Source organism: Clavibacter lycopersici, from assembly GCF_003576405.1.
GTDB lineage: Bacteria > Actinomycetota > Actinomycetes > Actinomycetales > Microbacteriaceae > Clavibacter > Clavibacter lycopersici.
Genome location: NZ_QWGT01000045.1, coordinates 1 through 15,127, shown reverse-complemented (window position 1 = coordinate 15,127; position 15,127 = coordinate 1). Strand labels below are relative to the sequence as shown.

The 15,127-nt window shown below is 74.1% G+C and carries 16 protein-coding genes and 1 pseudogene; 5 read left to right on the top strand and 12 right to left on the bottom strand.

Annotation, left to right across the window (positions count from 1 at the left end; all coding sequences use genetic code 11):
* Positions 1-302 (top strand): annotated as a pseudogene (locus DZG00_RS05035) (TetR/AcrR family transcriptional regulator); the annotation flags it as partial.
* Here DZG00_RS05035 and DZG00_RS05030 read toward each other — a convergent pair.
* The 4 genes from DZG00_RS05030 to DZG00_RS05015 form a co-directional block, all read right to left on the bottom strand.
* A complete protein-coding gene (locus DZG00_RS05030; protein ID WP_233550084.1) occupies positions 299-910 on the bottom strand; it encodes a GDSL-type esterase/lipase family protein in 612 nt (203 codons plus the stop codon). The pseudogene DZG00_RS05035 and the gene DZG00_RS05030 overlap by 4 nt on opposite strands.
* Before the next feature lie 68 nt (positions 911-978).
* Entirely contained in the window at positions 979-1,428 is a 450-nt protein-coding gene (locus tag DZG00_RS05025; protein WP_119455432.1) for a hypothetical protein, read from the bottom strand.
* Complete coding sequence (locus DZG00_RS05020) at positions 1,425-2,951, bottom strand: SDR family oxidoreductase (protein ID WP_119383070.1); 1,527 nt, start codon at positions 2,949-2,951, stop codon at positions 1,425-1,427. The genes DZG00_RS05025 and DZG00_RS05020 overlap by 4 nt, the downstream gene beginning before the upstream one ends.
* Positions 2,952-3,024: 73 nt before the next feature.
* The gene (locus DZG00_RS05015) at positions 3,025-3,786 is read right to left on the bottom strand and encodes an SRPBCC family protein (protein ID WP_119455431.1); all 762 of its coding nucleotides are present in this window, start codon (positions 3,784-3,786) and stop codon (positions 3,025-3,027) included.
* 173 nt (positions 3,787-3,959) lie between these two features.
* Here DZG00_RS05015 and DZG00_RS05010 point away from each other — a divergent pair, with 173 nt between their 5' ends.
* Positions 3,960-4,898: an ROK family protein gene (locus tag DZG00_RS05010; RefSeq protein WP_119383163.1), complete on the top strand. Its 939-nt coding sequence runs from the start codon at positions 3,960-3,962 to the stop codon at positions 4,896-4,898.
* 45 nt (positions 4,899-4,943) lie between these two features.
* Here DZG00_RS05010 and DZG00_RS05005 read toward each other — a convergent pair whose 3' ends face one another.
* Positions 4,944-6,206, bottom strand: a complete 1,263-nt coding sequence (locus DZG00_RS05005) for an MFS transporter (RefSeq protein ID WP_233550083.1) — start codon at positions 6,204-6,206, stop codon at positions 4,944-4,946.
* Between the two features lie 37 nt (positions 6,207-6,243).
* Between DZG00_RS05005 and DZG00_RS05000 the strand changes: the two genes are divergently transcribed.
* Positions 6,244-6,945, top strand: a complete 702-nt coding sequence (locus tag DZG00_RS05000; RefSeq protein WP_119455429.1) for a maleylpyruvate isomerase family mycothiol-dependent enzyme — start codon at positions 6,244-6,246, stop codon at positions 6,943-6,945.
* Here DZG00_RS05000 and DZG00_RS04995 read toward each other — a convergent pair.
* From DZG00_RS04995 to truB, 4 genes are read right to left on the bottom strand one after another with little or no spacing between them, the layout of a single operon-like run.
* On the bottom strand, positions 6,942-7,874 hold the full coding sequence (locus tag DZG00_RS04995) for a bifunctional riboflavin kinase/FAD synthetase (protein ID WP_119382534.1): 933 nt from the start codon (positions 7,872-7,874) through the stop codon (positions 6,942-6,944). The two genes, DZG00_RS05000 and DZG00_RS04995, sit on opposite strands and share 4 nt — an antisense overlap.
* Before the next feature lie 2 nt (positions 7,875-7,876).
* On the bottom strand, positions 7,877-8,338 hold the full coding sequence (locus DZG00_RS04990) for a hypothetical protein (protein ID WP_119382533.1): 462 nt from the start codon (positions 8,336-8,338) through the stop codon (positions 7,877-7,879).
* 37 nt (positions 8,339-8,375) lie between these two features.
* Positions 8,376-8,744 carry a hypothetical protein gene (locus tag DZG00_RS04985; RefSeq protein ID WP_119382532.1) on the bottom strand — a complete coding sequence of 123 codons (369 nt, stop codon included), beginning with the start codon at positions 8,742-8,744 and terminating at the stop codon, positions 8,376-8,378.
* The gene (truB, locus tag DZG00_RS04980) at positions 8,741-9,700 is read right to left on the bottom strand and encodes a tRNA pseudouridine(55) synthase TruB (protein WP_119382531.1); all 960 of its coding nucleotides are present in this window, start codon (positions 9,698-9,700) and stop codon (positions 8,741-8,743) included. The genes DZG00_RS04985 and truB overlap by 4 nt, the downstream gene beginning before the upstream one ends.
* An 86-nt stretch (positions 9,701-9,786) precedes the next feature.
* On the opposite strand from truB, the gene DZG00_RS04975 reads away from it, so the two are divergent.
* Positions 9,787-10,782 (top strand): ketopantoate reductase family protein, encoded by a 996-nt coding sequence (locus DZG00_RS04975; protein WP_119382530.1) that lies wholly within the window; start codon positions 9,787-9,789, stop codon positions 10,780-10,782.
* Positions 10,783-10,818: 36 nt separating this feature from the next.
* Here the strand turns inward: DZG00_RS04975 and DZG00_RS04970 are convergent, their stop codons facing one another.
* Positions 10,819-11,385 carry a nucleoside/nucleotide kinase family protein gene (locus tag DZG00_RS04970; protein WP_119382529.1) on the bottom strand — a complete coding sequence of 189 codons (567 nt, stop codon included), beginning with the start codon at positions 11,383-11,385 and terminating at the stop codon, positions 10,819-10,821.
* A gap of 38 nt (positions 11,386-11,423) precedes the next feature.
* On the opposite strand from DZG00_RS04970, the gene DZG00_RS04965 reads away from it, so the two are divergent.
* Positions 11,424-12,302 (top strand): iron-sulfur binding domain-containing protein, encoded by an 879-nt coding sequence (locus DZG00_RS04965; protein ID WP_119455428.1) that lies wholly within the window; start codon positions 11,424-11,426, stop codon positions 12,300-12,302.
* Positions 12,303-12,478: 176 nt separating this feature from the next.
* Here DZG00_RS04965 and rbfA read toward each other — a convergent pair whose 3' ends face one another.
* Together rbfA and infB are read right to left on the bottom strand one after the other, a co-directional pair.
* Complete coding sequence (gene rbfA, locus DZG00_RS04960; RefSeq protein WP_119382831.1) at positions 12,479-12,994, bottom strand: 30S ribosome-binding factor RbfA; 516 nt, start codon at positions 12,992-12,994, stop codon at positions 12,479-12,481.
* A gap of 127 nt (positions 12,995-13,121) precedes the next feature.
* Positions 13,122-15,127, bottom strand: a 2,006-nt coding sequence (gene infB / locus DZG00_RS04955; protein ID WP_119455427.1) for a translation initiation factor IF-2, incomplete at its 5' end; no start/stop codon positions are given.

Sequence of the window (15,127 nt, the reverse complement as noted above, 5' to 3'; positions counted from 1 at the left end):
TCGCCGCCGACGGGATCGCCACGGACCACGCGGCCGACGCCGAGGCCGCGGCGGCACCCCACGCATCACGGCGCGGCGGGCCGGCGCACTCCTCGGGCGCCCCGGACGCGCTGCACGCGCGCGAGGAGCAGGCGCAGCGCGACGCCCTCGGCACGATGGACCGCGTCACCGCGCGGTTCGCCGGGGAGGTGTCGACGGGATCCGCCGCGACGCCGCGCGACTGGTGGCGCCGCAAGCTCGCCCTGATCCTGGAGGGCGTCGGCGGGCTGCGGTCGCCCGCTCCGGACGCCTCGGACGGCTAGGAGCCGACAGGGCCGCCCGCGTCGGACGACGAGCCGTCCTCGTCGTCCCGCGCGGCGAGCACGGGCGCGAGCACCGCGCGGACCGCCGCCGCGCCGTCGTCGGTGAGGTGCAGCCGGTCGTCGGTGAGGGTGGGATCGAGCTCGCCGTCGCCGAAGCCCAGGGCGGGCCACAGGTCGACGTGCTCGGCGCGGACCACCGGCGCGTACTGCCGGATGTGCACGTTGACGACGCGGATCCGCTCGGCGTGCTCTCGACCGCGCGGCGGCACCGAGAGCACCACGACGCGCGCGGCCGGGAGGTCGCGTCTGAGGTGCGCGAGGATCGTCTCGAGCGCGCGGACGGTCGCCTCGGGACCCCGGCGCGCGGCGCCCAGGTCGTGCGTGCCGCAGGAGACCACGACCGTCGACGGATCCGCGGCCACGGCCTCCGGCAGGAGCGCGAGCACGTCGTCGGTGGTCTGACCGGCGCGGCCGAGGTCCACGATCCGCGTCTCCCCGCCGTCGCCGCCGTCGCCGCCGTCGGCGGGACCGGGGACGATGCCGCCCCAGCTGCCGTCCCCGGTCAGGCTGTCGCCCAGGAGGACGGTCGTGCGCGTGCGGGCTGCCATGGATCCGCCTCTCGTCGTGCCCATCATGGTCCCCGGGTGCGGGGATGTCACCGGGTCGACATCCGGGGTCATCCGTGCTGGCGCCGCGACACCCGCCGCCACCAGCGGCGCCGGCGCGGGGAGAGCACGAGGACGGCGACCGCGATGAGGAGCGGGAGGGAGAGGATCGCGGCCACGAGCGCGCCCGCCTGGCCGGGGCTCATGGGCATGCCGAGCACGTCGATCGTGACGCGCGACGCGGCGCCGCCGGTGAGGTCGGTGATGCTGCGGTCGCCCGCCGCGTCCACCGGCACGGGCTTCCACGCCTCCGACGCCGCGGGGTCGGGCGTCGTCGTCGCCTGCGGCGTCCGCGAGGCGGGCGGCTCGTCGCCCGAGACGATCGCGAGGTCGGCGCGCGCCTGCACGGGCGCCGACACGCTCATCGTCACGGCGGTCGCGAGACCGGCCGACGCGAGGGCGATGCCCACGAGGGTGAGGAGGATCAGGCCGAAGCGCGGGGCCCTGATCCGCCGGCTCACCGCGCAGCCCCCTCGAGGGGACGCGCGGCCTCGCGGCGCGTGGTCGCGGCGAGCGCCTTGGCGGTGATGCGCGTGGCCATCGACGTGAAGATCACGCCGTGGAAGGGCAGGATCGAGAACCAGTAGAGCCGGCCGGCGAGCCCGGACGGGAAGAAGATGGCGCGCTGCCGGTAGTCGCTGCCGCCGCCCTCGCGGGGCGTGGAGCTCAGCTCGAGCCACGCCTCGCCCGGCAGCTTCATCTCGGCGCGCAGCCGCAGCGAGGATCCGCGCTCGATGTGCTCGACGCGCCAGAAGTCGAGCGCGTCGCCGGTCTGGAGGGTCGTGGCGCTGCGGCGGCCGCGGCGGAGGCCGACGCCGCCGACCAGCTTGTCCATCCAGCCGCGGGCGGCCCAGGCGACCGGCAGCGAGTACCAGCCGTTCTCGCCGCCGATCGACTCGATCACGGCCCAGAGGTCCTCGGGCGCCGCGTCGGTCGAGCGCTCCTTGAGGTCGAGGTACACGGTGTGGCCCGACCAGTCGGGGTCGCTCGGCAGCAGGTCGCTGGGGGCGCCGACGACGGCGGAGTCCTTCCAGCTGGTCTCGACCACGCCGTCGCGCATGCGGCCGAGCGCGAGGCGCACGGAGCGCCGGTAGCCGGTGAGGCCGCCCTCGGGGTCGGGGATGTACGACTGGATGTCGTGCTCGCCCATCACGCAGTCGTACTGCAGCGACTCGATGATCGGCACGGCGAGCGTGCGCGGGATGGGCGTGACGACGTTCACCCAGTGGGCGGCGAGCCGGGGCGCGAAGATCGGGATGGAGGCGATGGGCCGCTGCGGCAGGCCGGCCTCGACCGCGTAGCCGTTCATCATCTGGCCGTACCTGAGCACGTCGGGCCCGCCGATGTCGAACGTGCGGTTCAGGTCGTCCGGGAGGTCGGCCGCGGCGACGAGGTAGTAGAGGACGTCGCGGATCGCGATGGGCTGGATGAAGTTGCGCACCCAGCCGGGCGCGGGCATGAAGGGCAGGACCTCGGTGAGGTGGCGGATCATCTCGAACGACGTGGAGCCGGATCCGATGACCACGCCCGCCTGCAGCGCGATGGTCGGCACGCCGCTCGCGAGGAGCACGTCGCCGACGGCCTTGCGGCTCGCGAGGTGCTTGGAGAGCTGCGGGGTGTCGGGGTGCAGCCCGCCGAGGTAGACGATGCGGCCCACGCCCGCGGCCTTCGCCGCGGTGGCGACGTGCTGGGCGGACGCGCGCTCGGAGGACGCGAAGTCGCCCTTGGATCCCATGCCGTGCACGAGGTAGTAGAGGACGTCCACGCCGTCGACCGCGGGGCCGAGGGTCGCCGCGTCGGCGAGGTCTCCGCGCACCACCTCGACGTCGTCGCGCCACGGCACGTCGGTGAGGCGGCGCGGATCGCGGACGAGGACGCGCACCCGGAAGCCGGCGTCGAGGAGACGGGGCACGAGCCGACCGCCGATGTAGCCCGTCGCTCCGGTCACGAGGGCGAGACGGGAGGCGGCGCTCGGCGATGTCATTCCCTCACGCTAGGCAATCAGCCTGGCAAGCGGCTCCCAGGAGGCGGGACGGGCGGTGGACGCCGGCCAGGGATCAGCCCTCGGCGGACTCGAGCTCGGCGAGGTAGCGGCGCCAGGTCGCGCCGTGCTCGGCCTCGCAGGTGGACCAGTCGACGGGGCGGCCGTGGACGAGGTCCTCGAGCAGGTCGAGGTGCAGCCGCCAGCTGGCCTTGAGGACGTTCGCGATGCCGGCGGGGAGGAAGCCGGAGACGGTGACGCCGAGCTCGGTCTGCCGGTCGCGCGGGCCGCCCGGCACCTCCTGGAGCCGGAGGAGGAAGCGGGCCGTGACCTCGCCCTCGTGCACGAACGTGTAGTCGATCGCGCGCCCCTCCTCGAAGCGCGTGACGACGCCGCCGGACGCGGAGGCGAGGCTGCGGTCGGGCACCGTCATCCACTCGAACCAGAACTCGCCGCCGTCCTCCTGCTCGATGGACGCCTCGGCGAGCCAGCCGGAGACCATGTCCGCGTCGGACACCGCGTCCCACACGATGAGCGGGGGCAGGTCGATGAGCCGGCGGAAGACGAACTCGTACGGGAGGAAGACGGTGGACGCGCGCTGCTCGGAGAGGAACGCGCCGGGCAGGGCGGGGAAGCGGGCGCGGTCGTCCGGGCGGTCGTCGTCGAGGCCCGTGGAGGCGGGCATGCCCTCGTCGAGCTCGCGGGAGGCGAGGCGCGCCTCGGCGGCGTCGGTGTGCTCGAGGGCGGGGGCGCCGCCACGGCGGGCGGCCGCGGCGCCGTCGGCGCGCGGGTCGGACGCCTCGCGCGGGGCCTGTCCGGGGGTGTGATCGGGATCCACGTGCCGAGCCTAGGTGCGGACCCCCGGTCCGGTCCGTGAATTCCACACAGGTGTCAGGGGGAGGCGGACGGCGCGATGCGGACGACGGGCCGCGCGTCTCGCGGCCGGTCCCGGGCCCGCCCGTATCCTGGACGCCGGTCGACGGGCGGATCCGGGGCCGGGACAGGACGAAGATGCCTCGCACGCTCGCGCTCGCCGTCGACTTCGGCGGCACCAAGGTCGAGTCGGCGCTCGTGGACGACGCGGGCCGCGTGCTGGATGGCAGCCGCTTCCGCGGGCTCACGGGGCCCGAGCGATCCGCCGACGAGCTGCTCGAGGCCGTGCTCGGGGTCGCCCGCCCGGCGCTCGCCGCCCTGCCCGTCGACGCCGAGCTCATCGGCACGGGCCTCGCCGCGGCCGGCCCCGTCGACGTGCCGCAAGGCCTCGTCTCCCCGCTCAACGTGCCCGCCTGGCGCGACTTCCCGCTGCGCGACCGCATCGCCGAGCTCACGCCGGACGTGCCCACCACCCTGCAGATGGACGGCCTCGCCATCACGCTGGCCGAGCACTGGGTCGGCGCCGGCCGCGGCCACGACCACGTGATGGGCATGATCGTCTCCACCGGGATCGGCGGAGGGCTCGTGCTCGGCGGCCGGACCGCCGCCGGGTCCACGGGCAACGCCGGCCACATCGGCCACGTCGAGGTCGCCGGGTTCGACGACCCCTGCACCTGCGGCGGCCGGGGCTGCGTCGAGGCGATCGCGTCGGGGCCGAAGAGCGTCGCGTGGGCGCGCGCCCAGGGCTGGACGGGATCCACCGGTGAGGACCTCGCGGCGTCCTACCGCGACGGCGACGAGACGGCCGTCGCGGCCGTGCGCCGAGCGGGGCTCGCGATCGGCCGGGCTGTCGCCTCGGCCAGCTCGCTCGTGGACCTCGACGTGGTCGCGATCGGCGGCGGCTTCAGCCGCGTCACGCCCGACCTCTTCGACATGATCCGCGAGCCCATCGCGCTCCGCGAGCAGTTCGGCTTCGTCACGAAGACGCGCGTCGTCCCCTCCGGCCTCTCCGCCGACGGCCCGATCATCGGCGCCGGCGCGCTCGTGCACCGCAGGGAGATGGTGCCGAGCTTCTGAGCGCGCGAGCCGCGGGCCCCCGGCCGGCGGTGATCCGCGTCGGCGTCAGCGCTCGCGCACGGCCTCGCGGGGTGCGCGGTCCCACGTGTCCTCGAGCATGCGCGGGCGGGCGAGGTAGAAGCCGGAGGCCGACGCCACCGCGACCATCACGAACAGCATGAGCAGCGGCACGGTCCACCCGCCGGTCGCCTCGTGCAGCACGCCGAACAGCAGCGGGCCGATGGCGCCGATCGAGTAGCCGATGCCCTGCACGAAGCCGCTCAGCGCGACCACTCCCCCGTGCGTGCGGGTGCGCAGGTTGATGAGCACGAAGACCAGCGGGAACAGCAGCGGCCCGAGCCCGGCGGCGGCCACCCAGAGGAGGGGCGCGGCGGCGGGCGCCACGAGCAGGCCCACGTAGCCGACGACGAAGAACAGGACGCCGAGCTGGATCAGGATGCCGACGTTCCGCATCCGGGCGGCGAGCAGCGGCATGATGATCGCCGTCGGCAGGCCCATGAAGCCGAACACGGCGAGGAGCACGCCGGACTCGACGGCCGTCTGACCGGCGGTGTCCTGCAGGAGCGCGGGCAGCCACGCGAACATGGCGTAGGCGTTGAACGAGGAGGCCGACTGGATCCCGACGAGGGCCCATGCGACCGGCGACCGGAACACGCGGCCCGTGACGGCGGCGGGCGCCTCCTCCACCTGGTCGAGCGCGGCCGCGGCGGCGCGCTCCCGACGGGTGTCGCGGCGGTGCTGGACGAGCAGCGCGACCCAGGGCACGAGCGCGACGACCGCGACGGCGGCCCACGCGCCGATCGCGACGCGCCAGCCCGCCCCGTCGGCCAGCGGCGCGGCGACGAGCGAGGGCACGCCCGTGCTGATGGACAGCATCACGGTGGTGAGCGAGGTGAGCGGCCCGATCCGCCCGGGGAAGTACTTCTTCACGAGCGGCGGCAGGAGCACGTTGCCGAGGCCCATGCCCGCCAGGGACAGGATCGTGCCGATGCCGAAGACGACCACGGTGTCGGATCCGGCGCGCAGCAGGTGCCCGACGACCATCGCGACGAGGCCCACCACCACGGTGAGCTCGAGGCCGAGCCGGCGGGAGACGGCGGGCGCGAGCAGGCCGAACAGCGCGAAGCACACGGGCGGCAGCGCGCCGAGGACGCCGATGGAGACGCTGTCGAGCGGCACGTCGCGGCCGATCTCGTCCACGATCGGCGAGAAGACGGCGACGGCGGTGCGGAGGTTCAGGGCCACCAGCACGATGCCGACCAGGGCGAGGAGCGCACCCGCGCGGGGAGCGGCGGGAGGAGTCGTCACCACCAGATTCTACGGCGGCCGGAATAGGCTCTCGGCCATGAGCGAGATCTCCCGGCACCTGCCCCTCAGCCAGCGCGCGACCGAGCCCGAGGCGAAGGTCACGAGCGTCTGGAGCGGCGAGATCGCGGACGTGCTCGACCGCACGGCCGACCTCCTCGCGTCCCTCGACGCCGACGGCTGGGAGGCCGCGAGCATGTGCGACGGCTGGACCGTGCGCGACGTCGCCGGCCACATCGTCTGGCGCGTCGGCTCGAGCAACGCCGCCATGTTGCGCACGGCGATCGGGTCCATGCGCCGCCGCCCGCACCTCAACCCCATGCACGCGATGGACGACCTCAGCGCCGACGAGGCCGCGCGCTCCCCCGAGGAGCTGGTCGCCCGGATCCGCGCCATCGCCGCCGACAAGCGCGCCGGGAAGGGCCGCAAGCGCCTGCCCGAGCTGCTCGAGGTGGTCGTGCACGCGTTCGACATCGCGCACGCGCTGAAGGCGGATCTCGAGCTCGACCACCGGGCCACGGGCGCTGTCGCCGTGGCGCGCGCCGCCATCGCGCCCGCGCAGATCCGCGGCGTGCTGCGGGCCCGCACCCTGCGCGCGTCCGACGCCGGCTGGAGCGTGGGCCACGGCCCCGCGATCGAGGCGACCGCGTCGACCCTGATCATGTACCTCTTCGGCCGCACTCCCCGCCCCGAGGGCGACGCGGCAGCGGCGCCGGAGGACGGGGCAGCCGGCGCCGCCTAGGTCCCGAGCACCTGGCGGGTGCGCACCACGTCATCGGTCATCTGGGCGATGAGCGGCTCGCGCCCCTCGTACGCGACCATGCCGCGGATCCGCGCGACGAACACCACCTCGACCTCGTGGTCGTACAGGTCGAGGGTCTCGTCGAGCACGAACGCCTCGACGACGCGCGGCCGGACGCCCGCGAAGGTCGGGTTGGTGCCGACCGAGATGGCCGACGGGTACGTGCGGTCGCCGTCGCGGAGCCAGCCCGCGTAGACGCCGTCGGCGGGGATGAGGCCCTCGGCCTCGGGCGACAGGTTGGCGGTGGGGAAGCCGAGCTCGCGGCCGCGCTTCTCGCCGTGCACGACGACGCCGCGGACCGCGGGCGCGCGGCCGAGCAGCTCGGCGGCGGCCTCGACGTCGCCGCGGTCCATGAGGTCGCGGATCCACGTGGACGAGACCTTGCGGCTGCCGTCGGGCATCACGTCGCCGACGACCACCGTGCGGAAGCCGTGGGTCTCGCCGAGGCGCGTGAGGGTGGCGGCGTCGCCCGCGCCCTGCGCGCCGAAGCGGAAGTCCTCGCCCACGAGCACGACGCGGGCGCGGAGGGCGTCGACCAGCACGGTGCGGACGAACTCCTCGGGGCTCAGGCGCTGGAGGCGCTCGTCGAACGGGAGCATGAGGGTCGCGTCGACGCCGAGCTCGGCGAGCAGCTCGATCTTCTGCCGGTTGCTCACGAGGCTCTGCGGGCGCGCGGCGGGCGCGAGGAGCGCGGCGGGGTGGCGGTCGAACGTGACGACGGCGGAGGACAGGCCCTCGTCGGCGGCGATGCCGAGGAGGCCCTGGATGACCGCGCGGTGCCCCGCGTGCACCCCGTCGAACTTGCCGATGGTGACGGCGCTCGGCCCGAAGCCGCCCGGCACTCCGGCCGGGTCGTGGACGACGAGCACGGTCAGCGGTCCCCGCGCACGGGACGCTCGTCCACCGCGCTCACGCGCGAGCGGCCGCCGCGACGCAGCCACATGAGGCCGAGCACCGGGAGCACGAGCGGGATGAACACGTAGCCGTAGCCGTAGACCGACCACACGCTGTCGTGCGGGAAGAGCTCGGAGTCGACGAGGCTCAGCGTGCCGACGACGAGCACGCCGACGAGCTCGAACGCGATGGTGGCGAACGCGATCCGGTACCAGCGGCGGGCGGCCTCCGGGGTGCGCGCGGGGGCGACCAGCGCGACGGTGGCGACGATGTAGACCACGGCGGCGAGCGCGGACAGCGTGTAGGCGACGGGCGCCTCGTCGTACTTGGTGAGGATCTGGGTGACCGAGCGGCCCGTCGCGGCGAGGGCCAGCAGCCCGTAGAAGAAGACCAGGACCCGTCCGAGACCGGTCATGCGCGAGGTACGGGAGTCAGTCATGTCACCTGCGATTATCCCCTACCCGGGGGATGGGCGGTCACGCGGACTGGACGTTCCAGATGACGTCCATCCGGTAGACCATGATCGCGATGGCGAGGCACGACGCCCCCAGGATGATCGTGCTCCACCGCGTCCGCTCGACCAGCGCCCAGAAGATCGCGAGCGGCGGGATCACGAGCCCGCTCAGCAGGTAGGCGTAGTACTCGACGAGGTTGCCCGACGGCGGGTTGCCGACCGCGGGTGCGACGATCGCGACCACGAGCTGGACCACGAGCAGCACCTCGACGAGCGCCGTCGGCAGCACCGTGAGGTCGCTCGGCTTCCGCCCGATCGCGCCGACGACGAGGCACAGCACGCCCGCCACGACGGCGACGGCGATCTGCGCGATCGTGTACCAGCCGATCACGAGGCGCCCGCATCGTCGGCGGGGAAGTTGACGATGGACGTGCCGGTGCGTCCGCGGAACCCGACCAGCCCGACGAGCCGGCCGTCGGGCGCGACGGCGGCGAGCGGATCCTCGGTGGGCGCCTCGTCCGGCGTCACGAGCTTCTTGCCGTGCCCGAGGTCGACGGCCTCCTGCTCGGTGAGGTGCAGCACGTCGAAGAGGCGCGCGGCAGCGTCGGCCGGCGGGATGAGGCGGTCGGCGACGACCATCTCGTCGATCGGCACCGCGTCGTCGACGTGGAAGGGGCCGACGCGCGTGCGACGGAGCGCCGTGAGGTGCCCGCCCACGCCGAGGGCGCGGCCGAGGTCGCGCGCGAGGGCCCGCACGTACGTGCCCGAGGAGCAGGTGATGCGGACGTCGAGGTCGAGCTGCGCGCCGTCCTCCTCGCCCTCCTCGGCCTCGACCGCGTCGAAGCGGAGCACGTCGAAGGCGGAGACGGTGACCTCGCGCGCGGCGAGCTCCACGTCCTCGCCGGCGCGGACGCGGGCGTAGGCGCGCTTGCCGTCGACCTTGATGGCGCTCACGGCGCTCGGCACCTGCGAGATGGTGCCGCGGAGGTCGGCGACCGCGCGGTCCACGTCGGCGACGGCGAGATCCCGGATCCGTCCGGGCTCGGCGCGCGAGACGACCTCGCCCTCGCGGTCGTCCGTGGTGGTGGCGCGGCCGAGGCGGATGGTGGCCAGGTACTCCTTGTCGAGGCCGACGAGGTAGGTGAGCAGGCGCGTGGAGCTGTTGACGCCGAGGATCATGAGGCCGGTCGCCATCGGGTCGAGCGTGCCCGCGTGCCCGACCTTGCGGGTGCCGGCGAGGCGGCGCGTGCGGGCGACGAGGTCGTGGCTGGTCCACTCCCCGCGCTTGTCGATGAGGAGCAGGCCGCTCGCGGTGGACGGCGCGGCGCGGGGGGTCGGGGTTTCCATGGCCTGACCATCATGCCGTGCCGGGACGCACCGGCGGCTCCCACGGATCCGTCCGCCGTAGGATCGTGAGGTCGACAGGAGTACGCGTGCGGATCGGTGTCTTGGGTGCGGGCGCCGTCGGCGGCACCATCGCCGCGCTCCTCGAGCGGGCCGGCCACGAGGTCGACGTCACCGCGCGCGGCACCCATCTCCGGGCGATCCAGGACAGCGGCCTGCACCTCGTCGGCGGCTACGGCGACCATGTCGCGCGCGTCGCCGCGGCCGAGCGGCTGGGCCGCCCGCCCGAGCTCGCGATCGTCGCCACGAAGATCGCCGACGCGCGCGACGCCATGACGGAGAACGCCGGCTGGCTCCGCGGGATCCCCGTGCTCGTCGTGCAGAACGGGCTCTCCGCGCTCACGATGGGCGTCGAGTGCCTGCCGCGCTCGCAGGTCGTCGGCGGGCTCGCGCTCGTGGCCGCGTCGCTCACCCAGCCCGGGCTCATCACGGTCACCTCGGCTGCGGGCCTGCAGATCGGGACCGCCGACGGGCCGGACGGCGCCGGCGTCGCCCTGGTGCGCGAGGCGCTGGATCCGGTCATGCCCGTCACGGTCGCCGCCGACTTCCGCGGGGCCCAGTGGACCAAGCTCGTCATCAACGGGATCAACGCCGTGCCCGCCATCACCGGCCTCAGCGTGCAGGCGGTCATCGCCGAGCCCGTGCTGCGGCGCATCGTCGCGCGCACCATGCAGGAGACCGTGCGCACCGGCCTCGCGACCGGCGTGACGTTCGGCACGCTCGGCGGCCTCACGCACCGCCGGCTCCGGCTGTTCGCGTCCGTGCCGCTGCCCCTCGCGGAGCGCCTGCCGGTCTCGCTCGCCCGGAACATGGGCCAGGTGCCGAACCCCGGGTCGACGCTGCAGAGCATCCGCCGCAGTCGGCCCACCGAGGTGGATCACCTCAACGGCGCCATCTCGGCCATCGCGCCCGCCGCGGGCGTCGACGCGCGCGTCAACGCGGCCCTCGTGCAGCTCGTGCACGCCGTGGAGGCCAGCGGCCGGCACATCTCGCCCGCGGAGCTCGCCCGGCTCGTCCCGCGCTGATCCCGCCGCCTCCCGGTCCCGGCGGCGCGGCGGGCCTCAGCAGCTGTCGGCGAAGACGCGGCGCGGGAGGGCGGGGTCGCTGACGTCGACGATCATCGTGGCCGCGCGCCGCGGGTTGACCGCCCGGATGTAGCGCGCGTGCGCCTCCTGCGCTGCGGATGCGGCGTCGCCGCCCGAGGTCGCGAGCGGCTCGTCGGGCAGCAGCAGGTAGACGACGGCGTTCCAGAGGCCGCGCAGCTCCGGGGTCTGCAGGCCGTCGCCCGCCACCAGGAGCACGGCGTCGTCCGGGGCGTCGGCGACGGGATCGCCGTCCGGCCGGAGCGCGAACGGCGTGCCTACCCGGCGGAAGGGCCGCACGAGCCCGTCGCGGAGCGCGTCCGCGTCCGCGTCGGCACCGTCCGTGGCGAGGTCCGCGGCATCGGCGACGTAGGCCCCGCGCCCGTCCGTGCGCAGCACGTCGGCGAGGTCGTGCGCGAAGGCGACGGGATCCGAGAGCGGCCCGCCGTCGACGGCGAGGAAGGCCCGCCCCCGGCCGTAGTTGTGCAGGAACTCGTCGGCGAGCGAGGCGAGGACCTCGGCGCGGGAGGCGCGGTACAGGGGCATGCGCCGAGCCTAGGCTCATCGTCTCGTACGCTGGCCGGATGCCGGAGACCGCCATCGCCCCACGCGTGAACGCGTGGTTCCGGGAGAACGCCCGCGACCTGCCCTGGCGGCGCGAGGGCTTCGGATCCTGGGGCATCCTCGTCAGCGAGTTCATGCTCCAGCAGACGCCCGTCGTCCGTGTCATCCCGCGACTCGAGGAGTGGCTCGCGCGGTGGCCCGTGCCCGCCGCGCTCGCGTCGACGCCGGCCAGCGAGGCCGTCCGCGCCTGGGGCCGGCTCGGCTATCCGCGGCGCGCGCTCAACCTCCACGCGTGCGCGGTCGCCATCGTCGAGCGGCACGGCGGCGAGGTGCCCGAGTCGGTCGACGAGCTGCTGGATCTGCCGGGCGTCGGCCCGTACACGGCGCGCGCGGTCGCGGCGTTCGCGTTCGGCCACCGGCACCCCGTGGTCGACATCAACGTGCGGCGCGTGCTCGCCCGCGCGGTCGCCGGCCAGGGGGACCCGGGTCCCGCGCGCACCGCGCTCGACCTGCGCGCCATGGAGGCGCAGCTGCCGGACGACGTGACGGAGGCGCGCGTGTTCAACGCGGGCGCCATGGAGCTGGGGGCCGTGGTCTGCACGGCGCGGGCGCCGCGCTGCGACGACTGCCCGATCCGCGACCTGTGCGCGTGGCGCGCCGCGGGGTACCCGGCCTACGAGGGTCCCGCCCGGGTCGCGCAGAAGCGCTTCGAGGGATCCGACCGGCAGGTGCGCGGCCTGCTCATGGCCGAGCTGCGGGCGAGCCACTCCCCCGTCACCGCGGCCGACCTCGCCACCGCGTGGGCGGATCCGGTGCAGCGCGACCGCGCCCTCGCCGGCCTGCTGGCGGACGGGCTCGCGGAGCGCCTGCCCGACGGGACCTACTCCCTGCCGAGCTGACGCGCCGCGGACACGCCGCGGTGGATCAGCGCCCGACGGGACCTGCTCCCTGCCGAGCGGGCACGCCCCGGTGGATCAGTGCCCGACGGGCACCTGCTCCCTGCCGAGCGGACACGCCCCGGTGGATCAGTGCCCGACGGGACCTGCTCCCGGCCGAGCGGAAACGCCGCGGTGGATCAGTGCGCGGGCTCCTCGCCGGGAGCGGTGCGCTCCACGGGTGCGGGCGCATCCAGGTCGTCGTCCTCGTCGTCGTCCTCGTCGTCCTCGCCGATCACGCGGGGCTTGACGTACGGGTCCTCGTCGCCGGCGTAGACGCCGGCCTTCGCCTGCGCCTGCACGTCGGCGTCGCGGCGGCGCGCCTCCTCGAGGAGGGCGTCGATCGCGGCCGCGTTCTCGGGCACGCCGTCGAGGATGAACTCGAGCGACGGCGTGAGCCGCGCGGTGATGTTCTTGCCCACCTCGCTGCGGAGCATGCCCGTGGCGGACTTGAGGGCGGCGGCCGTGTCGGCGCGCTCCTCGTCGGTGCCGTACACCGTGTAGAAGATGCTGGCGTGCTGCAGGTCGCCCGTGACGCGCACGTCGGTGACGGTCACGAATCCGAGACGCGGGTCCTTGATCCCCCGGTCGAGCTTGCGCGCGACGATCTCCTTGATGCGGTCGGCCATCTTCCTGGCCCTCGCGTGATCGACCATGGTCGACGTCCTTCCGTGACGCTGCTCGCCGAGCGTGCTCGCCCGGCGTCGTTCGTGTGCCCCGCGGGTGGCGGGACGGGGAGGGCCCCGCTCCCCTGGTGGGGAGCGGGGCCCGGATCGGCCGGGGTCAGACCCGCGGCTTCTCCTTCATCTCGATCGTCTCGATCTCGTCGCCGATCTGGATGTCGTTGAACTTGCCGAGGCCGATGCCCGCCTCGAAGTCCGTGCGGACCTCGGACACGTCGTCCTTGAACCGGCGCAGCGACTCGATGGCCAGGTTGTCGCCCACCACCACGCCGTCGCGGATGACCCGCGCCTTGGCGTTCCTGGTGATGGTGCCCGAGCGGACGATGACACCCGCGATGTTGCCGAACTTGGAGGAACGGAACACCTCGCGGATCTCGGCGACGCCGGACTGGACCTCCTCGAACTCGGGCTTGAGCATGCCCGTGAGGCTCGACTCGATCTCCTCGAGCGCCGAGTAGATGACGCTGTAGAAGCGGATGTCGACACCCTCGCGCGCCGCACGTGCACGGGCCTTCGGGTCGGGGCGGACGTTGAACCCGATGATGATCGCGTTGTCGATCGTCGCCAGGTTGACGTCGCTCTCGGTGACTGCTCCGACGCCGCGGTGGATGATCCGCAGCTGCACGGAGTCGTCCACCTCGATCTTCATGAGCGACTCCTCCAGCGCCTCGACGGCACCGGACACGTCGCCCTTGATGATGAGGTTGAGCGACTCGACCTTGCCCTCCTCCAGCGCACGCGTGAAGTCCTCGAGGCTGATGCGCTTGCGGGCCTTCGCCAGCTGCGCGTTGCGCTCGACGGCCTCGCGCTTCTCGGCGATCTGACGGGCGGTGCGGTCCTCCTCGGTGACGAGGAAGGTGTCGCCCGCGCCGGGGACCGACGAGAGGCCCTGGACCTGGACGGGCCGCGAGGGGTATGCCTCGTGGACCGCGTCGCCGTTCTCGTCCATCATCGCCCGGACGCGGCCGTAGGCCGTGCCCGCCACGATGGCGTCGCCCACGCGGAGCGTGCCGGACTGGATGAGGACGGTCGCGACCGCACCGCGGCCCTTGTCGAGGCGCGCCTCGATGGCCACGCCGCGCGCGTCCTTGTTCGGGTTGCTGCGCAGGTCGAGCCCGGCGTCGGCGGTGAGCAGGACGGCCTCGAGGAGGTCCTCCACGCCCTTGCCGGTGAGCGCCGAGACGTCGACGAACATGACGTCTCCGCCGTACTCCTCGGCGACCAGGCCGTACTCGGTGAGCTGCTGGCGCACCTTGGCGGGGTTGGCCCCCTCCTTGTCGACCTTGTTGACCGCGACCACGATCGGCACGTTCGCCGCCTGGGCGTGGTTCAGGGCCTCCACCGTCTGCGGCATGATCCCGTCGTCGGCCGCGACCACGAGGATCGCGATGTCGGTGACCTGCGCACCACGGGCGCGCATGGCGGTGAACGCCTCGTGACCCGGGGTGTCGATGAAGGTGATGGCGCGCTCGTAGCCCTCGTGCGGCGCCCAGACCTGGTACGCGCCGATGTGCTGCGTGATGCCGCCCGCTTCGCCCTCGATGACGTTGGCGTTGCGGATGGCGTCGAGCAGGCGCGTCTTGCCGTGGTCGACGTGACCCATGACGGTGACGACGGGCGGCCGGATCTCCAGCACGTCGTCGTCCTCGTCCTCGAGCTCCTGGTCGAGGTCGATGTCGAAGCCCTCGAGCAGCTCGCGGTCCTCGTCCTCCGGGGAGACGACCTGGATCTTGTAGCCGAGCTCCGTGCCGAGCACCTCGAAGGTGGCCTCGTCGAGCGACTCGGTCGCCGTGGCCATCTCACCGAGGTGGAACAGCACGGTCACCAGGTTGCCGGGGCTCGCGTCGATCTTGTCGGCGAAGTCCGAGATGGACGCGCCGCGACGCAGGCGGACGATGGTGTTGCCGTCGCCGCGGGGGACGCTGACGCCACCCAGCGACGGGGCCTCGCGCAGCTCGAACTCGGCCCTCTTCGTCCGCTTCGACTTGCGCGACTTGCTCTTGCCGCCGCCGCGACCGAAGGCACCAGCGGTGCCGCCGCCGGGGCCGCGACCACGGCCGCCGCCACCGGGACGACCGGCGAAGCCGCCGGCCGGACGCTGGAAGC